General features: G+C 70.9%; 21 protein-coding genes and 1 pseudogene. 12 read left to right on the top strand and 10 right to left on the bottom strand.

Annotated features, from left to right (window positions below; genetic code table 11):
• Nucleotides 1-250: 250 nt before the first annotated feature.
• Complete coding sequence (locus AC061S_RS35390) at nt 251-442, bottom strand: hypothetical protein (RefSeq protein ID WP_478689981.1); 192 nt, start codon at nt 440-442, stop codon at nt 251-253.
• 136 nt (nt 443-578) lie between these two features.
• Here AC061S_RS35390 and AC061S_RS35395 point away from each other — a divergent pair, with 136 nt between their 5' ends.
• The 7 genes and pseudogenes from AC061S_RS35395 to AC061S_RS35425 form a co-directional block, all read left to right on the top strand.
• A complete protein-coding gene (locus AC061S_RS35395) occupies nt 579-4,394 on the top strand; it encodes a hypothetical protein (RefSeq protein ID WP_478689982.1) in 3,816 nt (1,271 codons plus the stop codon).
• 420 nt (nt 4,395-4,814) lie between these two features.
• On the top strand, nt 4,815-5,303 hold the full coding sequence (locus AC061S_RS35400) for a hypothetical protein (protein WP_478689983.1): 489 nt from the start codon (nt 4,815-4,817) through the stop codon (nt 5,301-5,303).
• Entirely contained in the window at nt 5,300-5,932 is a 633-nt protein-coding gene (locus tag AC061S_RS35405; protein WP_478689984.1) for a hypothetical protein, read from the top strand. Before AC061S_RS35400 ends, AC061S_RS35405 begins: the two co-directional genes overlap by 4 nt.
• The gene (locus tag AC061S_RS35410; RefSeq protein WP_478689985.1) at nt 5,932-7,743 is read left to right on the top strand and encodes a putative T7SS-secreted protein; all 1,812 of its coding nucleotides are present in this window, start codon (nt 5,932-5,934) and stop codon (nt 7,741-7,743) included. Before AC061S_RS35405 ends, AC061S_RS35410 begins: the two co-directional genes overlap by 1 nt.
• 17 nt (nt 7,744-7,760) lie before the next feature.
• Nucleotides 7,761-8,525, top strand: a complete 765-nt coding sequence (locus AC061S_RS35415) for a hypothetical protein (protein ID WP_478689986.1) — start codon at nt 7,761-7,763, stop codon at nt 8,523-8,525.
• Nucleotides 8,526-8,634: 109 nt separating this feature from the next.
• Entirely contained in the window at nt 8,635-9,210 is a 576-nt protein-coding gene (locus AC061S_RS35420; protein WP_478689987.1) for a hypothetical protein, read from the top strand.
• Nucleotides 9,189-9,523 (top strand): annotated as a pseudogene (locus tag AC061S_RS35425) (hypothetical protein); the annotation flags it as partial. The gene AC061S_RS35420 and the pseudogene AC061S_RS35425, both read left to right, overlap by 22 nt.
• Before the next feature lie 91 nt (nt 9,524-9,614).
• Here AC061S_RS35425 and AC061S_RS35430 read toward each other — a convergent pair.
• Nucleotides 9,615-10,337, bottom strand: coding sequence for a DUF4232 domain-containing protein (locus AC061S_RS35430; RefSeq protein WP_478689988.1), 723 nt, complete (start codon nt 10,335-10,337; stop codon nt 9,615-9,617).
• Nucleotides 10,338-10,673: 336 nt separating this feature from the next.
• Between AC061S_RS35430 and AC061S_RS35435 the strand changes: the two genes are divergently transcribed.
• The 4 genes from AC061S_RS35435 to AC061S_RS35450 all read left to right on the top strand — a co-directional run bounded on the left by AC061S_RS35435 (nt 10,674) and on the right by AC061S_RS35450 (nt 16,836).
• The gene (locus AC061S_RS35435) at nt 10,674-12,206 is read left to right on the top strand and encodes a helix-turn-helix domain-containing protein (RefSeq protein ID WP_478689989.1); all 1,533 of its coding nucleotides are present in this window, start codon (nt 10,674-10,676) and stop codon (nt 12,204-12,206) included.
• A gap of 417 nt (nt 12,207-12,623) precedes the next feature.
• Entirely contained in the window at nt 12,624-13,070 is a 447-nt protein-coding gene (locus AC061S_RS35440; protein ID WP_478689990.1) for a nitroreductase/quinone reductase family protein, read from the top strand.
• A 659-nt stretch (nt 13,071-13,729) separates the two neighbouring features.
• Entirely contained in the window at nt 13,730-15,046 is a 1,317-nt protein-coding gene (locus tag AC061S_RS35445) for a hypothetical protein (protein ID WP_478689991.1), read from the top strand.
• Nucleotides 15,043-16,836 carry a hypothetical protein gene (locus AC061S_RS35450; protein ID WP_478689992.1) on the top strand — a complete coding sequence of 598 codons (1,794 nt, stop codon included), beginning with the start codon at nt 15,043-15,045 and terminating at the stop codon, nt 16,834-16,836. The genes AC061S_RS35445 and AC061S_RS35450 overlap by 4 nt, the downstream gene beginning before the upstream one ends.
• Before the next feature lie 117 nt (nt 16,837-16,953).
• On the opposite strand, the gene AC061S_RS35455 is transcribed toward AC061S_RS35450, so the two are convergent.
• The 5 genes from AC061S_RS35455 to AC061S_RS35475 all read right to left on the bottom strand — a co-directional run bounded on the left by AC061S_RS35455 (nt 16,954) and on the right by AC061S_RS35475 (nt 19,019).
• Nucleotides 16,954-17,322 carry a hypothetical protein gene (locus AC061S_RS35455; protein ID WP_478689993.1) on the bottom strand — a complete coding sequence of 123 codons (369 nt, stop codon included), beginning with the start codon at nt 17,320-17,322 and terminating at the stop codon, nt 16,954-16,956.
• A gap of 238 nt (nt 17,323-17,560) precedes the next feature.
• Entirely contained in the window at nt 17,561-17,848 is a 288-nt protein-coding gene (locus AC061S_RS35460) for a hypothetical protein (RefSeq protein ID WP_478689994.1), read from the bottom strand.
• 25 nt (nt 17,849-17,873) lie between these two features.
• A complete protein-coding gene (locus AC061S_RS35465; RefSeq protein ID WP_478689995.1) occupies nt 17,874-18,443 on the bottom strand; it encodes a hypothetical protein in 570 nt (189 codons plus the stop codon).
• Nucleotides 18,444-18,618: 175 nt separating this feature from the next.
• Nucleotides 18,619-18,852 carry a hypothetical protein gene (locus AC061S_RS35470; RefSeq protein WP_478689996.1) on the bottom strand — a complete coding sequence of 78 codons (234 nt, stop codon included), beginning with the start codon at nt 18,850-18,852 and terminating at the stop codon, nt 18,619-18,621.
• The gene (locus AC061S_RS35475; protein ID WP_478689997.1) at nt 18,849-19,019 is read right to left on the bottom strand and encodes a hypothetical protein; all 171 of its coding nucleotides are present in this window, start codon (nt 19,017-19,019) and stop codon (nt 18,849-18,851) included. The genes AC061S_RS35470 and AC061S_RS35475 overlap by 4 nt, the downstream gene beginning before the upstream one ends.
• A gap of 250 nt (nt 19,020-19,269) precedes the next feature.
• Between AC061S_RS35475 and AC061S_RS35480 the strand changes: the two genes are divergently transcribed.
• Nucleotides 19,270-20,547 (top strand): helix-turn-helix domain-containing protein, encoded by a 1,278-nt coding sequence (locus AC061S_RS35480; RefSeq protein WP_478689998.1) that lies wholly within the window; start codon nt 19,270-19,272, stop codon nt 20,545-20,547.
• Between the two features lies 1 nt (nt 20,548).
• Here AC061S_RS35480 and cutA read toward each other — a convergent pair whose 3' ends face one another.
• The 3 genes from cutA to AC061S_RS35495 form a co-directional block, all read right to left on the bottom strand.
• On the bottom strand, nt 20,549-20,866 hold the full coding sequence (gene cutA / locus AC061S_RS35485) for a divalent-cation tolerance protein CutA (protein WP_478689999.1): 318 nt from the start codon (nt 20,864-20,866) through the stop codon (nt 20,549-20,551).
• A gap of 96 nt (nt 20,867-20,962) precedes the next feature.
• The gene (locus AC061S_RS35490; protein WP_478690000.1) at nt 20,963-21,223 is read right to left on the bottom strand and encodes a hypothetical protein; all 261 of its coding nucleotides are present in this window, start codon (nt 21,221-21,223) and stop codon (nt 20,963-20,965) included.
• Between the two features lie 528 nt (nt 21,224-21,751).
• Nucleotides 21,752-25,231 carry an NACHT domain-containing protein gene (locus AC061S_RS35495; protein WP_478690001.1) on the bottom strand — a complete coding sequence of 1,160 codons (3,480 nt, stop codon included), beginning with the start codon at nt 25,229-25,231 and terminating at the stop codon, nt 21,752-21,754.
• Nucleotides 25,232-25,373 lie beyond the last annotated feature (142 nt).

Genomic DNA, 25,373 nt, shown 5'->3' on the forward strand with positions numbered 1-25,373 from the left:
ACTTTTGTCCGCGGACAAAAGTCGGCCCACGGAAACGGGTCGAAATGGGGTCAAAAGGCTGCTGTTGCCCCATAGGAACATCCCCGCGCACGCAGGGTCTTGAGTGAGTCTGCTCGTAACGAGAGTCATCCCCGCGATCGCGGGGGGAGTGCTGCGGATCAGAGGTTAACTCCCGCCGGAGCGGGAGACCAGCACGCGCCACCATGGCCGAGAACCAGCCAACTCGGCGGACACGGTTCTTCAAGCGGAGTCACTTCCGCCCGCCCCGCCGCATCAGGATCGTCAGCGTCGCGCGGGCGTCGCGGCGGCGCTGGGGGTTGCGGGAGAGCACGGAGGAGGCGGCCACCGTGACGACGGCGCCGGTGAAGGCGAGGCCGGTGGCCGCGGTCAGGGTGGCGGCGTCCTGGAACACGGACTGCAGGGCGGACAGCAGAACGGACATGGGGGATTCCTTCGATTCGTACCCGGCGGTTGCTCCGCCCGGCGTGGTTCCACAGGTATCCACCGGGTGAAGGTCTTCCGGCGATGTCCGGAGAGCTTGAGGCAATGGATCTGTGCAGGTCAGGGAGGGGATAAGAATGGTTCCGGAGAAGTTCTCCGCTGAGGGCGGTGAGACCGGCGGTCAGGTGTCCGACTTCTCGGTGGAGCTGGCGGCACTCCACGCGGCCGCGGGCGGGGGCAAGGAGCTCACGCTCAGAGACCTCGTCGAACTCGGTGTGCCCCACGGGTTCAAGGTCGCTGACTCCACCCTCAGCGGATGGCTCACGGGACCCTCGGTTCCCACCCAGGAGCGGCACGTCCGCTACGTGCTGCACCTGCTGATCCCCTTCCTGGAAAGCCGGGCGGCCCAGCGAGTCAAGGACCACCGGCGAGCGGGGACGGAGACCTGGCGGGCCCGGCTCGTCGCGGCGCAGGCCGTCCGGAAGAGCGGGCAGGGCGGCCGCGGCCCCCGCATCGGCGCGGCCTCGCCCGGCCGGCTGTTCGGAATGCCGTCGCAAGCCCTCCAAGACGTGCTGCCGTACGAGTTCGTCGGCCGGGACGGGGAGCTCGACGAGCTGGCGGCCTTCGCCGCCGCCCCGGACGGCGGTGCCGCCTACGCCTGGTGGCAGGCGGACGCCTGGGCCGGGAAGACCGCCCTGCTCGCCTGGTTCGCCACACGCCGCCTTCCCGTCGGCGTCGATGCCGTGCACCACTTCATCGCCCGGCGCCTGGGAACCAACCGCCGGGAAGACTTTCTCCTGGCGGTCGGCGAGCAGCTCGCTTCGGTGGCCGGGCGGAAGCTACGGGCGCCGGAACGCGGCCGGTCGGAGGCCCTGCTCCCCCTCTGTGAAGAGGCCGCGAAGGCCAGCGCCGGACGCCACCGGCGCCTGCTGCTGATCGTCGACGGCCTCGACGAGGACGCGGACGCCGCCCCGGGCGGGATGAGCATCGCCGCGCTCCTGCCCAAGCAGCCCCCGCACGGCATGCGCGTCCTCGTGTCCGGCCGTGCCAACCCGCTGGTCCCGCAAGACGTGGCAGAAGGCCACCCGCTGCGGGATCCCGGCATCGTGCGCCGCCTGGCCGCATCGCCCGCCGCCCATGTCATCCGGGACACCGCCCTGCAGGAGCTGGACGCCCTGCTGGAGGACGGGCGCGTCGGCTCCCCGCTCCTCGGACTGCTCGTCGTCGCCCAGGGGGCCCTCACCGGCGCCGACATGGCCGAGCTGGCCGAGGTCAGGCCGCACGACGTGGGGAAGAGGCTCCGCAGCGTCGTCGGCCGCAACATGGCACCGACCGATACCGATGACCTCCTGCTGGGCGCATCACCGGCTCAGGACGATGCCGCCCGGCAGACGTTCGTCCTGGCACACGAGGAGCTGTACCGGGCCGCCGAGGAAGCCCTCGGCAAGCGGGAAATGGCCGCGTACGAAGCGTGCCTGCACGCCTGGGCCGACGACTACCGCGACCGGGGCTGGCCCGAAGACACCCCGAACTACCTGCTCACCGGGTACACGCGACTCGTACGGCACAGCGCGGATGCCGATCGGCTCACCGACCTCGTCCTCGACCCGCGGCGTCAGCTACGCCTTATCCAGCGCTCCGGACCGGACGTGGCCCTCGCCGATCTGGCCCTGGTCGACCAGCCGGATGCTGCCGGCACGCCACCGAGCCTGGTCACCGCGGCGGGGGTGGCCATGTCCCGGGAATGGCTCCTCCCGCACACCCGGCCCCTGCCGCGATCCATTGCGCGGGCGGTCGCCCGGCTCGGTGACGTTCGACGGGCACGGGCGCTGGCGGGCGCTTCCCCGCAGGCCCCGGCGAAGGCGGTGCACTTCGCCGACGTGGCCCGCGTACTGACGGAGACCGGACACAAGGATGCCGGTGACGTCGCACGGGAGGCGGGGGAGTGGGCGCGTACGGCCCTTCGCCAGGCCGGACCCTTCGGGTACGCCGGAGACGAGGCATGGGCGCAGGAAGCTGCCGGCCGGGCCGCGCTCGCGCTGATGGCCACGGAGCAGGTGGCAGCGGGCTTGGAGTTGCTCCGCGCGATCCGTGGATCGAGTACGGCCCGGTACGAGGCCTGGGCGGAGGCGGCCGTCTTCTTGGCGCCGGACCACCCCGAGTCCGCCGCGGAACTCCTGGACGAACTGGAGGATGAGGCCGCGGACCTGGCCGAGGAGCCGGCGGACGGAGGCGCCGCCGTAGCCGTCCAGATCTGGGAAACCGTCGCGACCGCGGCCCCCGACCGCACGAAGCGCCTCCACGACCGGATTGCCGAGCACGCCCACGCGGTGTGGCATGCGGCGCCGACGCTGGAGAACGTCTCCGTACTGGCGGGCGCGGCCTCGGCGTTGGCGCAGGCCCGGCCGGAGGAGGCCACAGGCCTCGCGTCCCTGGCGCACCGGCACGTCGCAGCGGTGCTCCTGGCCGGCGCCGCGCCGCTGTCGCCGGCGGACGCCTTCCACCTGGAGTTCGGCTTCCGCCAGACAGTCACCCGTCTCGCGGCGGCCCTCTCCGACGTCGGGATGCCCGCGAATCAGGTCGCCCGCCTTCTGGAACCGCTGGAACAGGTACTTCCCGGCGGGCCGGGAGACTGGTCCGAAGACCTCGGCGGCCTGGAGGAAGGCGAAGTCGAGTCCGAGGGCAACTGGCTGGCCGAGGAGGCCTTCGGGCTGGCGGAACTCGGCAACGACCGCGACGCGAGGAGCCGCTTGGACGAGGCTCTCGGCCTCATACGGATCGCGGGCCCGGGGACGGTGACGGGGCGGGCACCCCGGTGGATTCCCGCCCTGGCCGCAGCGCTCGTACGGATCGACGCGGCGGATGACGTCGAGGCACTGCTCGAACCGTGGCAGGACCAGGACGATCGCGCACGGGCGTACGCCGCAACGGCCTTGGCCTACGTGGACCTCGACCTCGTCGGTGATGCGCGTCGGAGCGCGCAGCGTGCGGCGCAGACCGCCGACGGGTCGGTTCCCAGCGGCACGTGGGCACACGTTGCACAGGCGCTGGCCTGCGCGGGAGAGGGGGAGGCCGCGGAGGACCTCCTGCGGCAGCACGTGGTGCCCGCGGACCGCAGCAAGAAGGCCGAATGGCGGCGGGCGGACCGGCTGGCCCGCATCGCCGTGGCTGCGGGCCTCGCGGAGCGCGATCGGGAGAGGGCGGACGAACTGCTCCTCCCGCTCCTCGAGAACCTGCACGCCGCCAAAGACGCACCACAGGGGATGTTCACCCTGCTGGCCCGCCTTGCCGGCCTCCTCCCCGCCCTGCCCGCGACGGGGGCCGACGGCCGGCACCCGTACGGCGCGCTCCTCCAAGAGGTGCAGGACGTAGGGCTCGGCTACGCGGACCGGAAGGATCCGAAGACCTGGCAGCCCGAAACGGTCCTGGTACATGCCCTCCTGCGCATCGGCGCGGATGAGGACCCCGGCCGCCAGCTGGACTGGCTGACCCGCAACTTGGCAAACCGAGGACCCGAGCACTTCCCCACGGCCGCGCTCGCGGTGGTCCACGCGGCGCGAGGTGATGTCGAGGCGGCCCGTGAGGTGGCCGAGCGGCTCACCGATCCGCGAAGCCGGGGGGCCGTGCTCGCCGCGGTGGCGGGTCACCTTGCCCGCATCCCGGTCCGCCCTCTCGCTGTGGCCGACCCTGCCACGCTGCTGGATCCTTTCACCCGCACCATCGAGCACCTGGCCCTGGACGTCACGCCGGACGTACGGACCGACGATCAGGCGGCCAGGAGGTTCCTCCACATGAGCCTGATCACCATGGGCTGGTACCACGCCCTGCCGGTCCTGGCCCGGGTCGAGCCCGAAGCGGTCACCCGCGCCCGGGACATCGCACTCGTCCACGCCGGTGCTGCTGGCGGCGCGAAGCAGGGCGGTGGTGGACACCGCGGGCGTGGAGATGTGTGACCTGCCGTGCCCGGCTACGCGGCGGACCGAGCCAGGGCGGCCGGTAGCCCATCCTTGTACGCCGCCCGGTCTGGGTAGAGGCTGGTCGTCCCTGCGCTCTGGTTTGTTCGAGCCGGCATCCCCTTTCGGTTCGCCGTCGTGCCGTCGAGGTTCACGAATGCACCAGGCTTGTGGACGCTCCGCACCTCACCCTGGTGTGTTGCCCAGGCCGAAGGTCAAGAAGGAGTGCTCGCCGAGCGGGGTCCTCACAGGGTGACGCGGCGGCAAGGAGGGTGACCCGAAGCGTGGAGTGTGCATAAATGAAGAGCAAATTTGACCTAAAACGACATAGTCGGTCGAGGTATGTTCGACTCGAACAGGTGGGGTGACCGGCTGGGTTCAGCCCGGGGCTGACCAGTGGACCGGTGTGAGGAGTTCTGGGTGGGGTTTGACGAGGAGTGGGCTCAGTTGCGGGCGGAGGCGGCCGCGCGCTCGACCTCATCTCCGGAGGCACCGGTGACCGTAGCGCCCGTGCTCGTAGCGGCTGTTCCCGTTGTCGAGACGGGGCCCGTCGAAGAAGCGGCGGTAGCGGGGCTGGAACGGCTCACGGAATTCCGCGAGGCCACCGTGCTGGTGCCCCTGGACCAGCGCGGTGGCCTGTGGACCGCCGTGTTCGGTGGTCTGGACTGGATCTGCGCCTTCTCCGGCGAAGCGGCACTCGCCCGCTTCGCCGAGGCTCGGGGCGAATCGGGGGACCGGTGGCCGTACCGGCGGGTGATCGGTGCGCGGTTGCTGGACGAGGTGATGCCGGCGCTGGACTTCCCGTGCGGAGTCGCGCTGAACGCGGCCGGTCCCGATGGCGCGGTGTTTCCGCCGGTTCGGGGGATCGTCGCGGATGCGGTGGCAGTTGACGGGGAGAAGGCGGCATGAGCGGGGACGGGGGCGATCTCGATGTCTCCAAGGCGGCACTGGGACAGATAGCCGAGGGGATCACGCAGACGCTGGCCGAGCTGAAGGAGCTCGGGATGGTCGGCACGGCCAGTATGGGCCGGGGATTCTCCGACCTGGCCCTGTCCGGGATGGAGACGGGGCACGACGGGCTGACATCCGCGCTCGGGACCTTCTGCGAGCGGTGGGAATGGGGTGTGCGGTCCCTGGTCCAGCAGGGCAACTCCTTCGCGGCGAAGGTCGGGCTGTCGGCGGGTGCGCTGCACGAGCAGGACCAGTACATCCAGGGCAGTTTCAAGGTGCTGACCAATTCGGCGATGGGCAACCCGTACGCCTCCGAGGAGGACGTCATCGGCAAGGGCTGGGGCGAGGTCCTCTCCGACAACCCGTACACGCAGATCCGCGACGCGGATTACAGCCGGGAATCCTTCGAGCAGGCCGACGAGAACAGCAAGGAAGCCTGGAAGGGCACCGTCCGGGACCTGAACAGCTCCGACATCCTCCTGCCCAACCAGCTCATCGACGCGGCCGGTCTGGGCGACGAGATGGACGCGGCCGTCGACGACATGGTCGGACCGGCGCCCGCGCCGCAGCCCGGTGGTGAGCGCTGATGCCGGACTGGGGCGGGCTGCTCAACCAGGGTCTGGGCAAGCTGGAGGACGGCTGGGACGCCACCACCAAGGTGGTGGGCAAGGGCGTGGACACGGCCGCCCACGGGCTCGGTGGCGCCCTGGAGTACGTGGGCGCGGACGACTGGGCGGACAAAGTCGAGGACTGGGGCGACGACATCGCCTCCGACCTGGGCGCCACGGTGCGCGAACAGGGGCTCGGACAGAGCGAGCAGGCCAACGAGCTCGTCCATGGCAAGCCCTCGGCCATCCGGGAGTCGGCCAAGCACATGACGGACTTCCGGGCGGCGTTCGACCGGGTCGGCCAGGGCATGAAAGCCCTGGACTCCGGCCATTGGCGAGGGGCCGCGGCTGATGCCTTCCGCGAGAAGTTCGCGATGCACCCGGCCGACTGGTTCCACGCTTCCGACGCGTGCGAATCCGCTGGTGGCGCGCTGAACCGTTACGCCGACACGGTGGAGTGGGCACAGGGGCAGGCGCAGGAGGCCATCGAGCTGTACAAGCAGGGGGTGAAGGCGTCGAAGGACGCCGAAGCCGCGTACAAGGAGAAGTTCGCCGCCTACGAGGCGTCCGTGAAGGCCGGCGGCGCCCCGGCGATCTGCCCGGCACCGGGCGCCGATCCGGGTGAGGCCGCCCGCGGCCGGGCGCGGGACATCCTCAACGAGGCCCGCCGCCAGCGCGACGAAGCCGCCGCCACGGCCGAGCGCGCCCTCACGGCAGCCCTCGCACACGCGCCGGCCGAGCCGCCGCCCATGGACCGCGCGCTCGGAACCTTCCTCGACTACCAGGGCGCTCAGGCCGTCGAGCTGAACCACGTCGTCGGGGGCGTGGTCAAGGGCACCGCGGGAATCCTCAACTTCGCCCGTGGCCTCAATCCTCAGGACCCCTACAACCTCACCCATCCCGCCGAGTACCAGCAGCACGTCAGCATGACCCTGGCCGGCCTCGTCTCCACCGCCGCCCATCCCGAACGTATCCCCGTCGCCCTGATCGACTCCTTCAAGGACGACCCGAGCGAGGGCTTCGGCCGGCTCATTCCCGAACTCATCGGCACGAAGGGACTGGGAGCGGCCCGAACCGGGGCAAGGGTCGCTGAGGAGGCGGTGGAGAGCGCGGCGCGCAAGGGGGTCACGCGGGAGGCCGCCCAGGCCGAGGGGGAGGCCGCGGCCCATGGCAGGAACGGCCTGAAGGGCGAGGACGGGCCGGTGGACGGTGATCCGGACGCGCCGTCCGGCACCGGCACCGGTGGAGACCGCCCGCCTCTCATGCGCCAGGACGACGACTTCAGCGCCGAGTACAACAGCCGAGGGCAGCGGAAAGCCCACCTCAATGCCGACGGCGACCTCGTGCCGGCCAATCCTGACGGTCAGGCGAGCATCGTCGACCACGTCGTCGGCCGGGACCCGGCGAAGTCGGACAGCCCGTACACATCCCTGAGCAGAGACGGAGCCGACGCCAAGGACTTCGGTGGCGGAAAGATCAAGATCGATCTGCCCCGTCTGGACGAGGACATCGCCGCGGGCCGTGTCCAGGGTGTCGAGGTCCATTCGCCGAAGGAAGTCCAAGCCGCTATTCAGGCCAGCGCGGACGAGATAGCCGGTCGCCCCGTCGATCTCACCGTGCCGCCGGGCAGCTCGAGGCCCGTGATCGCGGAAGCGGCGGCGGAACTGGGACTCAGCAACACGAAGACCAAGCGCATCGTTCAGCGCATGGTGGACATGATGAACACCCAGCGTGACGAAGAATGGCTCATCAAGGGTATTGTGCCGAGTGATTACATCACCGGACCGTAATAAGACAGGGTAGTGGCATGACCCAGTTCGAAGATCTTCTCGGAACCGACTTCGAGGGAAATCGCACCGACGACGTCGATGACGTGATCTACGGAGGCTACGATCACGCCAGTCATCGCGACCGTGTGCCTGGCCTCGTGGCTTTGCTCGGAGATGCGTCGGCTTCCGATCGCGAAAGGTATCTCGCCTGCCTGGCTCTTGTGTCCTGGGGTGAGCCTGCGGGGTATGAAGCGGTCCGGCAGGCGACCCTGGAGCCGAGGGCTGTTCCTTGGTATGACCTGGTGATGGATCGCAAGTTCTCGGTGGACAGCAGTTACGGACAATTCTCGGAGGCTGCGGCGGACAGTCGGGAACTCGCCGGGGAAAAGAATTCTTCAGATCTCCGCGTGGAAACATTTCGGTCGCTCATTCGGATCGCGGACCGTGAATACTTCGAGGAGAAGCTGGGCGACTACCTGGAAGAAGCCGTGGTGCGCGCATGCCTGCCCGACATTCACGAAGTGGTCATTCGCGGCCTCGGTTCCATCGAATCGGGTGCCCGTTTCCGGTTCGATCTGGCGACCCAGCTCGTCGATCTGGCCAACTCGATCGTTCCCGTCGATGAAGAACTGGCCGTGGGACTGGTCAGGAGGATCCTCCAGGCCGTACCCGCCGACCGGACGCTGGCCCATGCGGTCACCGCGGTACGCCGGGCGAAGGGACCGGCGGGACAGGCGCTGGCGGAGTACTTGTCCACCACCGGCAACGCACACGTACGGTCGCTGCTGTCTGACGTGGCATAGACCCCTTCAACCGCTGCGACTGGGACGCCGGGCTGATCGCCGTGAACGACGACGAAGTCGGCGTGTTCTGGGCCTTCGAGCCCATCTGACCCGGCCGGAGCGGAAGCTGATGAGGGAAGAAGCGACCGGGGAAGCATGGTCCGACGCGCTCAAGCTGTACGAGTGGCTCTGCACGTTCGTTGCCGTCTCTCCACGTGAGCACGACGACTGGTGGCTCGACGTGGGGGCGATCATGCGTCTGGAGACGCGCGATCCCCGGGGGTGGGAGTCCATCGACCCCTACGAGGGCGAGGACGAGCGGCGGGAAGACCCGCTGTTCCCGTGGCTGGAGACGCCTTCGACCCTTGCGGATGCGGAACGCTTCCGCCCAAGGGTGAGGGAGCTTCCCCGGTCCTCGGAGAGGTCGTTGGTCGTCCTGCTCGGAGTGCTCGGCCTTGACATCGGCAAGACCCCGCGCTGGGAGGAACGCAGACAGCAGATGGAGTGCCGGGCCGACGTGATCCTTTCTCGGTTCCCGGACGGCACCCGCTTCTACTCCAACATCGGCTGGAAGGGCGACCGGCCCGACTTCTACGAGCAGGGGGTCCGGGGTCTCGACCCCTTCAGTCAGTACGACCGGGACGCCGGGTTGATCGCCGTGAACGACGAGGAAGTCGCCGTGCTCTGGAACTTCCTGTCCACCTGACCCGGCCCCGCCCCCGCCGACCGGAAGGCAGCGCGTACGCCGGCCTCACCGCCGACGACACTGCCGAGCGGCCCGGTCAGGCCCTCAGCGCCTATCTGCGCCACACCTGGCACACCCGCCCCTGGGCCCGGTCGCCGAACAGCAGCTACGCACCTACGCCCAGAACCCGCCCGGCCGACTGCGCCAGCGTCTCGGCGAGTTCTACCCCGTACCGGACATCGGCCTGCCCGAGACCGAAATCCAGCAGTGGCTGCTGCTGGCCGCCGACCACATCAAGCGCAGCGTCGAGGAGCCCGCGGCGGGGCGGCCGGCGGCACGAACTGGCGTTTCCTCGCACAGGACAGTTGAGCCCGCCCGGCGACGCACCCCGTGGCACGGCCGGGGCCGCGGCCCCGGAACTCCGTTCAGAAGGCGCTCAGCGCGTCGCGGGTGTTGGTGCGGTACAGGCCGACCTTCGGGTTGGCGACGCTGCCCGGCTTGGCCAGCTGGAGGCTGACGCCGTCCGCGTTCGGCATGTGCTCCTGGTCGGCCAGGACGTTGATCTCGTCGGCCACGGGGCCATTGCCGCCCGACGGGTTGAGGTTCACGGCCGCGTACGCGGTGGCGCCGGGGCGCACCGGGTAAGCCGGGGCGCCGCCCAGACCACCGGGGGCGGTGGCCTGGAGACCGAGCGCGGCGCCCTTGGCGCTGAAGCCGACGGTGGGGAAGTAGTCCAGACCGCAGGAGGTGGAACCGTTGTTGGTCACGGTGATGACGCGGACGGTGGCCGGAGTGCCCGTCGGGGAAGTGACCTTGACGGTCAGGTTCCGCGCCGAGCAGGGGTGGGTGTAGGCGTAGGAGTCACCGGTGGTGTCCCCCGTGCCCTTGCCGCCCGAGCCGGCCTTCGCCGGGGAGCCGGCGGCCGTGCCGGTTCCGGTGACCTTGCCGGCGGACGGGGCGGCGGAGGCGCCCTCCCCGGACGGCGTCACGGTCCCGGTCGAGACCTGCTTGTCCGCGCTCTTGGCCGCGGCGGGGTTCGCGGTCGGCCCGCCGGCGCTGTCCGAGCCGCCGCCGCAGGCGGTCAGGGCCAGAGCGAGGCCGGCGGTGGCGGTGGCCAGGGCGGTGGTGCGGAGTCGGTAGGTGCGCATGGGGAACTCTCCGTGTCGGTGCTGTCGTCAGACGGAGGCTTTCGCTTCCGCCTGACGAGACGTTGGGTGGGACATGGGGCTGCTGTTCCGGTCGGCTGCTGCTGCAGGCGACCGAGGGCGGCCGGTGGGGCGGGTGGGGACCCTCCCGTTGCGACCGCCGTATCCGACCGCCGATCCGATGGGCGGACCGACGGGCTGATGACGCAACTGTGGGGCCGGTTTTGTTCCAGTGGCGTCTGGGCCGGGATAGTAGGAACCCTGTAACGCTTCCGACCCCTCTCACCTGGGGGATCGGGCGAGCCTGGAACGGGCTTCCGGGATGAGGGGGAGGGTGGGATGGCCACGGAGACGGAGCGGTTCGCCGAGCTGATGCGCGGGTTCAAGGAGCGCTCGGGGCGCAGCTACGGCACGCTCGCGAAGCGTCTGCACTCCAGCAACTCGACGCTGCACCGCTATTGCAGCGGCGCGGCGGTGCCCACGGAGTACGCCCCGGTGGAGCGGTTCGCCCGAGTCTGCGGTGCCTCTGCCGACGAACTGGTCGCGCTGCACCGGCAGTGGCTGCTGGCGCTGGTGGAGCGGCGGCGGGGTGTGACGGAGGGGCAGGCCTCGAGGCCGGGGGCGGCGAACTCCGCGGCGCCGCGGGGCGCTGACGCCGCGCCGGAGGTGCCGCCTGCACCGGCGGTGGTGGTGGCTGGGGAGGCTTCGGAGGTCCGGCAGCAGGCGGAGACCGACCCCGCACCGGCCCCGGCGTCCGCGGCCGGGTCCGACCCGGCGCCCGGACCTGCCGCTGCTGAGGCACCCGCCCCGGTGCCCAACCCCGCTCCCGCGCCGGCCCCGGCGGAGGCCTTCGCCCCCGCGCCGGCAACGGAGGCACCCGCGTATGCCCCCGCCGCTCTTATCGAGCCGGGCCGCGCCCGGGCCTCCGTACCGGGGGCCCGGCGTCGTCGTCGGCTGCTGCTCGCCGTTGCGGCCGCCGTGGCCACCGCCGCGGTGGCGGGTACCGCCGCCGCCGTTTCCGCCATGGGAGATACGGGTCACGGGGACACGCGCCGCGGCGCCGCCCAGCCGTCCTCGCGCGAGCGGGCGGCGGCGGGCCCGGCCTTGCCGTCCGGCGGGTCGTCGTCACCCACGCCCGCAGCCGATTCCGCACCCCCGTCCAGCCCCGGACCGTCGTCCCCCTCGGCAACGTCCCCCTTGGCAACGTCCGTGTCCACATCGCCGGCCACCGCCAAGGAGGGGGCCTCTCCCACCGCCCCGTTCACGGTCAACGTCCTGCCCGACAACTGGGACAGCCCCTGCGACCAGTGGTTCGCCCTGGACAAGGCACCCGGCACGGTCCCCCCGCCCCCCGCCGGGCAGGCGACCGAAGGGTGGGCCCGGGCCCTGGACGCCGTCCCGGCGGGGCACCTGCGCATGCAGCTGACCGTCCAGGGCACCGAGGGCAAGGCCGCGGTCCTGCACGCGCTGTACGTCCATGTCGTGAGCGGCCGCAAGGCTCCCGGCTGGAACGCGTACACCATGGGCTCGGGTTGCGGCGGCACGCTGGTGCCGGCGTCCTTCGCCGTGAACCTGGACGACGCCTCCCCGAGGGCCAGGCCCGTACCCGGCAAGGAGGGCGAGCGGCCGACGGCCTCGACCGACTTCCCGTACAAGGTCTCCGCCACCGACCCCCAGGTGCTGAACGTCGACGCCGCCACACTCGGTCAGGACGTCAGCTGGTACCTGGAGCTGGCCTGGAGCAGTGGCGACCGCAAGGGCACCACCCGCATCGACGACCACGGCCGCCCGTTCCGCACGGTCGCCCGGAACGCCGGCCACAGCTACTGGTACAACGAGAACAACAACGCCTGGCTGCCGTACACGGAATGACCCCCTCGCAGCCCTGCCAGACGCAGGCGAACCCCTCCTGCTCCCCGCGCACGCGGGGGATGCCCCGACCGCTGGGTGACGAGTTCCTCCCTCTGGGCCGACGGCCAGAGCGCCGACACTGTAGGTGTCGTAGAGGCCGAGGAGGTCCTCTTCGGCCTCCAGCAGGATCTCCGGCGGCATCCGGGATCCGGGATCCGGGATCCGGGATCCGGGATCCGGGATCCGGGATCCGGGATCCGGCACACCAGCGCCGTGAGCCGCACCAGGGCGGTCAGCCCCGGCCCGGCCGGCCGGGCCCTGGCGGCTGGTTACGGTAGACGTCGGTCTGATGCTCATCAGGGTCTTCTCCTGGGCGATGGCCGCCCGGCGCACGATCTGATCCCGCGCCTTCTGCTCACGTACTCACGGAGGATCCACATGACGACTGCCTATGACCCGGCCACAGTGAAGTTGAGCCCCAATCCTCACGTGCGCGACCAAGGCATTCGGTACGAGGAGTCGGACGGCACGGAGGGCACCGACATGAACGGCTCGCCCTGCCTTCTGCTGGACTATCAGGGCCGCGTCAGCGGTGAATGGCGCCGCACCGTCCTCATCCATGCGAAGGAGGACAATGACCGCTATCTGATCGTGGCGTCCAACAGTGGTTCAGACAACCACCCGATGTGGTTCGCGAGCGTCGAGGCCAACCCCGAGGTGCACGTACGGGTACTGGGCGAACGCTTCCGGGCGCGAGCCGAGGTTCTGCCCCCGGAGGAGAAGGCCAGGGTCTCGCCGCTCCTGCTCGCCGTGTTCCCCCGCTACGAGCAGTACCAGAAGGGCACGGACAGGGATATCCCGGTGCTCCGCATCAGCAGGGCCTGACTTTCCGGGAAGGACATGCCGTCGCCGTTGGAACGACTCCTGGGGGAACTGCCCGGTGAGCCGGCGGAAGCGTGGGGCTGTCCGAGCCCGGAGGTCGCCGTCCGCGCCGACGGCCTGACCGCCGTCCCGGGCGAGGACGAGCGGCGGGAAGCCCCGCTCCGCTGTTGTTGCCATGGCTGGAGACACCCTCCACGACAGAGGAAGCGGAACGCTTCCGGCGGAGGGTGCGAGGTCCAGGCGTGTGCGAGGTCCGCAGCCGGCTGATTTCCTCGCGTCGTCGTCCGGGCACCCTCGGCTTCCTGTAAGCGGCCGCGGCTTGGCCGGATCTCGACGTTTCGCCTGGTCAACCGGGAGGGGTGGCCCTGCCAGGCCTGTCCGCGGCGGACCGTACAGTGTGACGCCCATGTGGACGTCCACATCGGAGACATCGCTTTGGGGGGAACAAAGTGCTCAACTCCGCGCGTTCGCGCGCAAGCTCCAGATCCGCGAGACGGCTGCTGATACCCGCTCTGCTGGCGGCGCTGCTGGCGCCCGTCATCCCGGCCGGGAACGCGTTCGCCGCGGCGCCGTCGGCCGCCGCTCCGACGAGCGTGGCACCTGCGGCCATATCCGTATCCGAATCCGCACCCGCCCCCGCACCCGCCTCGCAGGCTGAACCGGTGCAGCAGCGCCCGGCGAGCCCGGTCCGCGCGGACAAGGCGGCCGAGCAGGGGCCGGTCCCGGCAGGTTCGGCCGCCGAACCCTGCACGCCGCTCGCGCTCGCGCCCCTCGGCGATCCGGGCGGCGCCGTCGGCAGCGCCACCATCGAGCCCCAGAGCAAAGCATGCTTCACAGTCGTCGTGACGAAGCCGGGCATGCACCGGCTGCTCGTCTCCCACCAGTACGCCTACCCTTTGCTGACCTCCGATGGGAACCAGGTCGCCTGCGGGGAACCGCCGGGTTCCTGGTGCGAGCTCGCGGCCGGAACGTACACGCTCTCGGTCTCCAACACCGGCTGGGCCGCCATCACCAACCGGGTCACCCTCGTCCCGCTGATGGCCGCCGCTCCCGCATGCCCGGCCGTCGCCGGCACCCGTTACGACTCCGCCCCGACCACGGGAGTCGCCGCGGACAGCGTGCGCATCCTCTGCTACACCTTCGACGCTACCGCCGGTGATCGGATCTCCTCCGATTTCCGCCTGCCCGAGTACGGAGACTCCGGGCACTGGATCACGGACGGCAGCGGCAAGCGCATCTGTGAGAGTGCTGAATGCGTCCTGCCCGCCGGGGTGGGCGGCTACCGCGTCCTCGCCGAGGTCCGCCGCAGCGGAACCTTCCCCGCCGCGTACACCCTGAAGGTCCGGCGTCTGTCGAACCCCGCGGGCTGCGTGCCCGTGGCGGCGACCGCGTACGGCTCCGCGCCCGCGCAGGCCGCCCCGCAGACCGAATGCCGGACATTCACCCCGGCCGCGACCGGCCCCTACGACATCCACGGCATCGACGCGCAGGGCGGGATCTCCCACACCGCGGTGTACGCGGCGGACGGCTCCACCGTCTGCGCGAACGGTCAGGACTGCTCGCTCACCGCCGGCGCCCCGTACACGCTCCTCACCGATGTCGCCGTACGCATCCTGTCCCGTACTGCGACGGTGGGCTGCCAGAGCGGGGTCACGCTCGCGCGCGACTACAAGGGCACGTTCACCGGTCCCGGTGAGGTCGACTGCCTGAACCTGCCGGTACCCCAAGGTGCTCACGTCGCCGTCCTGTCCGATGGCGCCGCAGGAATCACCGTCCTCGACGCCAAGGGGGCCGCCTTCTGTGAGAACGCGCTGCAGGACGGCACCTGCGTCCTGGGCGGCACCGCCCCGTACCGTGCCCTCGTCTCCAAGTCGTCCGACGAGGGTGACGTCTACCGTCTCGTCGTGCACCGCACCGACGCGCCGAGTGCCTGCCGCACTTCCTGCCCGGCGACTTCACGGGGAAGCCGGCCCGGATGAGCGTGAAGACCAGCACGGAGATCTTCGCCGGCTGCCTGACCATTCCCGCGGACAACCACTCCGCTCACGAGATCTTCCAGATCCAGCGGGTCTCGGGCGACTCGAACGCCGGGGCCACCGTCCTCGATGAGAAGGGCAAGCTGGTCTGCTCCATCAGCACGTCCTACGGCTCCTTCTCCACCTGCGCCCTGACGGCCAACGCCGCGCACACCGTCCTGGTCCGGGGCCGGAACCTGCCCGCCGAGTTCGCCTTGACCCGCCTCGACGTCACCGCCACCGCGCGCGGCTGCGTCCCGACCGCGGCCACAGCGGTGGGCGGCCCGTCCACCGGAGGCGTACCGGCCAAGCCCGGCACGTTCCTGTGCCACCAGGTGAGCACGGCCGACGCTGCGGACACCCTGCACTTGAACGCCCGTGACGCGCAGGGCTCCGCCCGGCTCCTGGTGTACAAGCCGAACGGCGACGGCGCCTGCGACTACTACGCCGCGGGCTGCGCCGTCACCGGCTCCGCCCGCTACCAGGTCCTCGTCCAGGTCCCCGAGGGCAAGACCGCGGCGCCCGCATACCGGCTGGACGCACTGCGCATCGGCACGGCGGCCGGGCCCGCCCCCGAGTGCGTCAAGGTCCCGAACGTCAGCTACGGGTTCGGGCCATTGACCGCCACGCTGAGCGAGCAGAAGACGGCGATCTGCGCCGTGCTGCCGACGGCCACCGGCGACCGTTTCGCCCTGCGGTTCACACCCGCCGGGACCTTCGAGCAGTCGCCGACACCCTGGATGTACGACCGGTCGACCCTGAAGAACGGTTGCGGGGGGTCGTACACCACCGAGGGCCAGACCTACACGTGCTCCCTCGCGTACGCCTCCCCGAAGGCCTCCCGGCCGAGCATCCTCGTGATCGGTCTGCCGGAGAAGCCCGCACAGGCCTCCACGGCGGTACGGGTCGAGGGGACGTGTGCCGTGTACCTCTGCGGTCCCGACGAGCGGACCGTCGGCACGGTGGGTCCGTCCACGGTCGGCAGGGGCAAGGTCACCATGACCGTCACGGGCAGCGCGCTGCGCGAGGACAGCGTGGTCGAGTTGAGGAGCGGCAGCTTCAGCGTCCGCTCGACGAGCCTCTCCATCGCCCCCGACCGGCGTCGCATGACGGTCGCCCTGGACCTGACGAAGGCCCCGCTCGGCCCGCTGTCCGTGAGCGTGTTCGCGCACGGCGTGGAGTATGACAAGGGCTCCGTGACCGTCGTCGCTCCTATCCGCTCCACTGCCGCCCCCACCGTCAACGGCACCGCGGTCGTCGGCGGCACTGTTACGGCGACGACCGGGTCCTGGTCGCCGGTCGCCGACTCCTACACCTACCAGTGGAAGGCGGACGGGACCGTGATCGCGGGTGCCACGACTGCCTCGTACAAGCTGCCGTCGACGCTTCAGGGCAAGCAGCTCACCCTGGTCGTGACCGCCCGCAAGGCCGGTCACCCGGCAGCGGGCGCCACCAGCGCCGGCGTGCTCGTCAAGGGGGCCGCCCCCAAGGCGACGACCGCCCCGGCCATCTCGGGAACGGCCAAGGTCGGCCGTCTGCTGCTGGCGAGCCCCGGGACGTGGACTCCGGCACCGACCTCGTACGGCTACGGGTGGTACGCGGACGGGAAACTGATCACCGGTGCGACCGGGCCCGCGTTCACCTTGACCAGTGCCCAGCTCGGGAAGCGGATCACCTTGAGGGTGACGGCCCACCGGACCGGTCACCTGTCCGGCACCGCGTCGAGCCTCGCCACGGCGGCGGTCGCCGGCTGACCGGCCCGCTCGACGGGAGAAGCCCCCGGGGTGGCCGAACGGCCGCACCGGGGGCTTTTCCCGTCGAGATACCCTCAGGCCGCCGCCCTTACCTTTTTCGTGGCTCCGCAATGGGGCCTACGGTCTCCGGCCTCCGGGTCCGGCATGACTACCCCCTGTTGGTGATGATCCGGGCAGCATGGGTTCCGTGGCCCGGTTGAACAGCTGGATCGGGGTCTTGTGCGGCCGGAAGTAGGGGTGGTCGATGAGGAGCTCGACGGCGTCGGCGTCCGACATGAGGGCGCGGGGCACCTTCATCCTGAAGTTGTCGAAGGGGTGCCGGACGCAGTAGCTGCATTCCAGAGGGCAGCCGACGATGTGGTTCAGCGACAACCCGGACTTGCGGTACTCGATCACCTCGGTCAGTTCGACCTTCATCGCGTCGATCTCGCCCGGGGTGAGCATCCGCAGACGGGGGCCGCGCTTGATCTGTACGGGAACACTCACGGGGGGTCGGTGCCCTGCGTCCAACTGAACCGCTCCGCTGTCGGCGCAGGCCGTTCCTCATCCATTCGGCGGGGTGGGTAGCGGTCCCAGTAGGCGGCCTCGTTGGCGGGCATGTTGGGCATCAGGTCTTCCAGGAGGTGAGGCAGAGCACGGGCGCCGGCGCCCGTGCTCCCTGTCATGTTGAAGGGCTCCACCAGGTCTGGTGGAGCCCTTCGTCGTACGGGTCCGGCCGGGTGCGCTACCGTCCCGCCCACCACCACCACCACCACCACCGACGCCGGGCCGGTTCCTCGGCGAGGTCGAGCAGAGCGGGCGGCGGGGCGATCCGGTCCGGCTCGAGTCCGACCTTGTGGGGGTGGACGCAGGCCGGGGTGCCGTCGGCGGTGTACCGGTGGCCGTCGGCCGCATTGAACGGGCACTCCCGGGACGGCCGGTCGTAGACAACGAAGCGGTTGCGGGGCAGTCTCGTCGCCGGGCAGATCCCGCACGCCGGATGGTCGGGGCCGGTCGCGAACGGCGTCTCCATGGCGGGACGGTAGCGCAACAGGCCGCTACGCGGCGGCGAACGTGATGTCGTGCTCGCGCCCGGCCCGGTCCATGCCGATGGACGCGTACCTTGCGGTGAGGATCGCGACCCGGCGGTCCACCTCGTCCTTCGTGAGCCAGTACCGGGCGGGCGGCTCGCCCCAGGCGAGCCGGTAGGCCCGGTGGGTGAAGTCGCCGCTGGCGTAGTCGGTGTGCTCCTGGTCGGTCTGGTGGATGAGCTGGAAGCCGGTCCGCGCCGCGATCCGCGCGAACAGCTGCGGCTGGGCGATCATGGCGTGCGTCATCTCGTCCACCGGCACCGCCACGGCGACCTCGGCCAGGTGCTCGTCGCCGGTCAGGTCGAACACACTGCTCTTGAGCGTGAGGGCGCGCAGGCCCTCTGTGAATAGCGGGCCCTTGTCCGTGTCAAGGCTCCACCGCTCGATGACCGGGAAGCCGGTGAAGCACTGCCAGTCGGAGGAGTACTCCAGCGTGGCGGCCTCGAACGCGCCGAACTCCTCGTCGGCGACGATCGCGGCCAGGATGTCCTGCGCCCGGCGGGCGGTTTCTTCGGGGGTGGGCATGCTCGTGCTCATCTTCGGATGCTCCTTCGAGGAGATGTGCGTGGCGGTGCCCCGCACGACCCGGGGTGGGCCGGTGCGGTCGGTGCCCCGTACGCCCGGGGGACAGGCATCCGCCCCGGGCGTACGGGAATCAAGGCCCGCCGCGGCAGGTGACGACGAGCACCTGCGCCGGCGGGGTGCTGCGCCGTCAGCGGTCGTCGGGGCGGCGAAGGACCTCGGGGGCGACGATCCACTCGGCGCCGCCGCCCTCGGGCCGCAGAAAGACGGCGCAGGGCATGACCCGGCGAGTGCCGGGGTCTTCGTACTCGCCGATGAACTGGACGATGGCGTCGCGGTCGCGGCCGGGGTCGAAGACGCGGGCTCCCTCGTGGAGCCAGGCGGGCAGGTCTTGGCGCGCGGCCAGGCGACTGGGCTTCCTCACGCGGCACCTCCTTCCCGGCCGTCGGCGGGCTGCTCCTGGCCGTCGGCGACGTCGCCGGACTGGTCGTCTTCCCAGCGGGCGAGGAACACGGCCAGGCCGTGGTCGGCACGCTCCCGCAAGGCCGGACTCGGTTCGGGGGAATCGTCCTCGGTGCCGGGAAGAGCCACGGCAGGACCTGCCTCTCGGAGGTGACGGCGAGCACGGCGCCGGCGCAGGTGCTCCCGCTCCTGAAGCCAGCGTTCGGGCAGCCGCCCGGGGACATGGGGCAATGTGATGAGTAGCGGCTCACCCCGGACGGCCGTGACCAGTCAACCGGCCCCGACGTTCGGACAGATGGGCCAGGCGGCATGGCCATTCCCGGGACATGGCCAGGATTTATGGCCAGTCTTGGGCAAAGGTTTCTGTGGAGGGGGCAGGGTGGCGATCATGCCCGTGTACGACGAGATGGAGACGATCGGGCCGCTGCTCCAACGGCTGCGGACCGCAAGCGGGAGAACACAGCAGGAGCTGGCCGACGACCTGAGCAGACGGCGCGGGTACGTACTGGAGCAAGGCACCGTCTCCCGCTGGGAGACCGAGGAACGACTCCCGGACCCCGAGTCCCGAAAACTCCTGGCCGCCGAGTTCGCCATCCCGCTCTCCCTCCTCGCCCGTGCCGTCACGGCCGCGCGACGGCTGCGACGAGAGCGCCGCGCCCATGAGCAGCAGGAGACCGACGTGGACATGACCCGCCGTACGGTGCTGGCCGCCGGGATCGGGACAGGGCTCGCCGTCATACAGCCCGCCGCCTACCTCGACGCGGGCCGCCGGATCGGCGGCGACGTTCCTCGCCAGCTCCTCAAGCGCACCGCCCGCTTACGGCGCCTGGACGACTTCATGGGGGGCGGCGACACCTACACGATGTTCGCGGGCGAACTCGCCGAGACCGTACGGATCACCGACCAGGGCGCGTACACGGAGGCGACCGGCCGCGCCCTGCGGGCGGTCATCGCCGAACAGGCACAGCTCGCAGGGTGGGCGGCCTACGACGCCGGGCACTACGCGCAGGCTCGCAGCCACTACATGAGCGCCCTGGCCGCCTCCCGGGCCGCCGAGGATACCGCGCTGGCCGGGAACTCCCTGGCATTCCTCGCGTACCTGGAATGGTCCACCGGGCAGAGCGGCGGCGTCGACCTGGCCGCCGCTGCCTACGCCACCGCCGGGCCCGACGCCTCCCCGGCCGTACGGGCACTGCTCGCCGACCGCTTGGCCTGGCAGCACGCCACGTCGGGCAACGCCCGCGAAGCCGACCGTGCCCTGGCCATCGCGACGGACGCCATCCACGAGATTTCCGACCGGATCGAACCTGACTGGGCGTACTGGGTCGACACCGACGAAGTCGCCATCATGACCGGCCGGTGCTGGGCGGAGCTCCACCGCCCGCTGCGGGCAATCCCTGCGCTTGAGGAAGCCCTCAGCCGCTACGACGACACCCGCGCACGCGACAAGGCCCTGTACCTGTCGTGGCTGGCCTCGGCTTACCTCGACGCTGGAGAGGTGGAGCGCGCGGCCACGATCACCGCGCGCGTCCTGGACCTCTCCGACGGCCTGGCCTCCAACCGGCCCGCCGGACGAATCCGCCTGATGGTGGACCGACTGCGACCGCACCGCTCCCTGGAACCGGTCGGCGCCCTCCTTGAACGCGCCAGCCGCTGACTCACCTGGTCGCGCGGGTGACCCACTCCAGGTAGGACGGAAGCCCGGTCTGGACAGGCAGCGCGATGACCTCGGGGGAGTCGTACGGATGCTGGGAGCGCAGGTGCTCCTGCAGAGCCTCGTAGCGGTCGCCGGTGGTACGGAAGGTGATCTGCCACTCGGTGCCGTCGCACACCTGGCCAAGATGCCGGTACGTCGTCTCCACCGGCCCGCTGACCTGTCCGGAGGCCGCGAGAGCGGCTTCCACGGCCGACCGCGATAGCTTCGCGGCGGCCTCCTTGCTGTCCACGGTCGTCAACACGATCAGATGCTCGTCCATGCGGGGCACCGTACGGGAGTTGCACGCCTCCGCGGCAGGTGACGGGGAGCACCTCGGCCGGCGAGGTGCTCCCGTCCTGCTACCGGCGAGGCCGGATCACAGCCTGCTGAACTCGCCGCCGGAGCCGGTGCCCGTGACGGGGGCACGGCGCAGACAGCGATAGAGGACGACAAGCCCGGCGGAGCCGAGCGCGACGGCCTGGCCAAGCAGCCCGTCAACAGGGTCGGGGACCAACTCGACGTAGGCGTTGGCGGCGAGCGCCGCCAGGTACGCGGGGGCGGCATAGAGCAGGTCGGCCGCCTCGGGACGGCGCTTCTCCATCTGCACCGGCTGCCACTTCGGCTCGTGTGGAACCATGTTCGGGTCTCTCCTGGTCACTGGGTTTGGCGACGAGGTGGACAGCGGGGGGCCGCCTGCATGCGGCCCTCCGCACTCGCCTGTGATCAGTAGACCCCGGTCCCCCGGAGCGCATCTCAGCCACCATCGCTATCCAGACCCACGACCCGTTTTCGCAGGTCAGCGGTAGTGCGAGAAGGGCCTTGTTAGTCCAATATTTCACTGGTGCATGGCCTCTGACCTGCGGAGATACCTGGGCTGTAGGCCTGCACAGTTCACGAAGCCCTTTCCCGGCTCGGATTCTGTCCGGATTCAGTCGTCCCGGAACCGAGGTGACGCCCGCCCCGATCCTCCCGCTGACTGCCCCCTCCTTCGATCCCTCCCCAACGTCAGCCCACGCCAGCGAGCCACGACGAGCCGGTCGTTCCCACCTGCGACATGCACTTGAAGTTGAGGCGACGTGACGTGACCCGCCGAGCACCCGCGCGGACTCGCCGGGGCCAAGTGCGGAGCCGTGACAGGGGCCACGAGGCGGCGCGCCTCGCCGGTTCAGGCGGCTGCGGTGAGCCAGGCCAGAAGGCGTTTCAGGACGAGGGTCTCCGCCGGGTCGGCCTCGGAGGCCAGGGCCGCGCGCAGGGCGTTCTCGGCGCTCTCGCCTGCTCCGGCGGCGATCAGCTTCTCCAGGGTCTGCCAGCGCGTCTCGACGGCCGTGCCGCGGGTGGTGCACACCTTGCACCAGAGCGGTGTCGCGGCCGGCACGTGGCCGAGCTCCACGAACAGTGACGAGAGCGCGATCGACTGGTCGACCGTCAGGACACAGGCCGCTTCGACACGTTTGGCGACCTCGTGCGCGGCAGTCCGGCCCCCGACGCGCAGCCAGGCGCGGACGACCGACTCCAGTTCGGGTCCGGTCACGCCGGGGTCGGCGAGCAGCCGGCCGCCCAGTTCCATGACGGCCGCGACCTCGTCGTGGTCCGCCAGGACGGGCAGGAGGCGGGCCCGCAGGGGCATGCCGTCGTACAGGCGGCCCTTCAGGGCGGCCAGGACCTCCGCGCAGGCGTCGGGGCCGCCGTGGCCGAGGATCACCGAGGCCGCTCTCGTGAATCCGGAGTCGTCGCAGCCGGGGTGGTGCAGAGCCTTCCGGGCCAGCATAAGGACGGCCTCGGGAGCCACGTCGTCGTCCATGAGCCACTGCATCAGCTTCGCGTACGTGCCGGGATCCGGCTCAAGGCGTTCGAGCCACGCGTTCACCTCTTCCAGCGCCTCGGCATCGCCGTCCTGCGCCAGGGCGCCCAGTTCGAACGACCACGACTGACGGCGCCGCGAGCCCTCTTCGAGAAGTCCTCGTGCGATCTCGGCCGCCTGATGCGGGTGGTCCTCGAGCAGTTCGAGTACGACGAGGGACCGGTGGTCGTCGTTCCAGTTCTGCAGGCCCGGAGTCATGGCCGCGAGCTCATCGGCTCCCTGTGCTCCGCGGACCTCCAGCCACACGGTGATGAGCTCGCCGAGGTCACCGGTGTCGATCGTCTCCTCGAAGGCCCTGCGCGCGAGCGGTATCGCCTGACCGGGAACCCCGAACCGGAACAGAGTGCAGGCCAGGCCGACCAGCGTCCAGGAGGGGATCGGGCCTCGCTCCGCGATCGCCTCGGCCACTTCCGTCGCCGCCGCGGGTCCGGCGATCTCGTACCAGATCTCTCCCGCATCCTGTAGGAGACGTCCGTCCAGGTCCGGCCCTCGGAGGAGCGAGCGGGCGAAGGGGACGAGGCCCTCGACGCTGCCTCGTTCCAGCAGGCGGCGCGCCGCAGTCAGCCTTTGCCGGACGTCTGCGCCGGTGTCGGCGACGACCGTGCGCAGCCGGTCCACGACGTACGCCGGGTCGCCGGGGTCCAGGGACTCCAGGTGACTGCAGCAGGCCAGGACGTCCTGGCTGTCGTCGCTCTGCTCCGTGAGGGCCCGCAAGAGGCGGATGCCTTCGGGCAGGTCGGTGGTGCGTGCGTAGGCCCATGCGGCCTCGGCGCGTAGCGAGGTCCGCACCCCTTCGTTCCGGGCGATGGCCAGGAGCCGGCCGGCGAGCCTGCGGTTGCCGCGGAGCTGGGCGAGCTCCGAGAGGATCTGGTGCTGGGAGGAGGTGGGGAAGTAGACGCTCGCGTCCTCGTGGTGGGAGAAGTCGAGGAGCCGGTTGATGACGGCGGCCTCCAGTGCTTCTCCCAGGGGAACTCCGCTGGTGACCAGGCGCAGGGCCATGATGCGGTGGTCCAGCTTGCCGGCGAGGAGGCGGCGGACGACCAGGGTGACCTCATGACCCGGACGCCTGGCCCACAGGGCGAGGGTGAACAGGATCCTGTTGCCGCTCGCCGCGTTGTCGATGGCCGTGGACCAGCTGTCGAAGTCGGGGAAGTCGGCCGGTATGGAGGCGGCCTCGTCGCGGGCCGTCAGGAACTCGGCGAAGGACTGGTGGAGGAAGGAGAGGTCGAGGCCGTCGAAGGCGACCACACCTGTGTGTGCGAGGAACTGGCCGAGTTCGCCACGGGTTCCCGGCGGCCACTGCAGGGCGGCCGGAAGGTGCTGGGACAGCCAGAGCAGGGCGGCGTCGAGCAGCGAGTCCGTGGGATGGCGGGAGACGCGTTCCCAGGCCAGGTGGGTCAGCAGGCGGTCCTGGTGGTCGAGGAGCCACTGGGCCAGGTCGTCGTAGCCCCGTACGGTCCACCGTTCGCGGAAGCGGGCGAGGGCGTCGGTGTTGCCCTCACGCGCGTTGCGGAGGTCGCCCAGGAAGGTCTCGTAGAGGTCGATGCGTCCGCGGGGCAGGGGACGTCCGGGGTTGCGGCTGCGGAACGCCGCGGCGATGGTCGCGAGGAGCGGGACCTGGAGTACTTCCTCGAGGGAGGCGTCGGCGATGTCGGCGAGGAACTCATCGGCTTGGCGGACGGGGTCGGGGTCGCCCTGGGCGGTGAACCAGCGCTCGGCGAAGACCCGCTGCTGAGCGGTGTCGAAGCCCTTGAGCGTGTAGAACCCGATGCCGGACAGCTTCGCGAAGGGCTTCAGTTCCTCCTGGGGCAGGGGCCGTGAGGTGATGACGAGGCGGTACGGGCTGCCGGGTCGGGCCTGTTCGGCCAGCTTTTCCAGCAGCTGGCGGCGGATGTCGGGGGAGGAGACCTCGTCGAGTCCGTCGACGACGACGAGCCAGCGGGCGCCGTGCGGGCGCGCTTCGAAGTGGCTGTGGTCGACGGGGCTGCGGAGCGTGCCGGTTCGCGCGGCGGCGGCGCTGAGCTGGCGGCTCCACGGGTGGGGCGTGAGGAGGTCGGAGCAGGTGATCCGGATCGCGGTGACGGCCTGCGGACACCAGGGCAGTCCGGCGTCCTCGGCCCGGAGCCAGTACCGGGCGATCTGGCGGACCAGGTGCCGGCCCAGTGTCGTCTTTCCGGCGCCGGGGCCGCCGGTGATGAGCAGGTGGTCGTGGGAGGCGAGAACGCCGGCGAGCGTGGGCGAGGGGCCTGCCGGCGGTGCGCTCGCGGTGCGGTGCGCGGCCGCGGGCGAGCCCGTCTGCGCCAGGGGCTGGAAGTCCTGCTCGACGTATATGTCCGACAGCGGGGGCTTGCGTACGCCGAGGAGGTCGTACGGGAACTGCTCGGCGGCGACGGCCTGGCTGCGCAGCAGGTCCTCGAGCCAGGGGTCGGGCAGGGGGATGGATTCCCACGTGGGGTCGGTGCCCGGGGGTCGGCGGCGTTCGGCGAGCTCCTTGCGCTGCAGGGCGCGGCTGGCGCGCAGCCAGGTTGCGGTGACGTCTTCGGGAGGGCGGCCCAGTGCCTGGGCGAGGAGCTGGGTGGTCTCCAGGCTGCGCAGCTCGAAGGCGCCGAAGATGGCGTAGAGCGCGTTCTTGTCCGGGAGGGGCCCGGTGCGCCGGTGGGAGGTGCGCAGTGCGTTGGGCGAGGCGTGGCCGGCGGCCTTGAGCTGCGCGTGGAACCACTCGGCCAGCTCGCGCAGTTCCGGGACGGTCTGGCGGTCGGTCGTCCTCGGTCGTCCCGCGGGCATGCGGCTCCCCTCCGTCTGGCCGGTGGGGCGTGCTGCCACAAAGCCCCCGGGTACCGGGGAGTTTCCTCGGTATTTCCGCAGGCTAGAGGGAAATTCGCCGCTTGGGGAAGCGTTGGCCGCATCAGCCGAACGAGTGGTGAGG

It is taken from the genome of Streptomyces sp. CA189 (assembly GCF_056428985.1).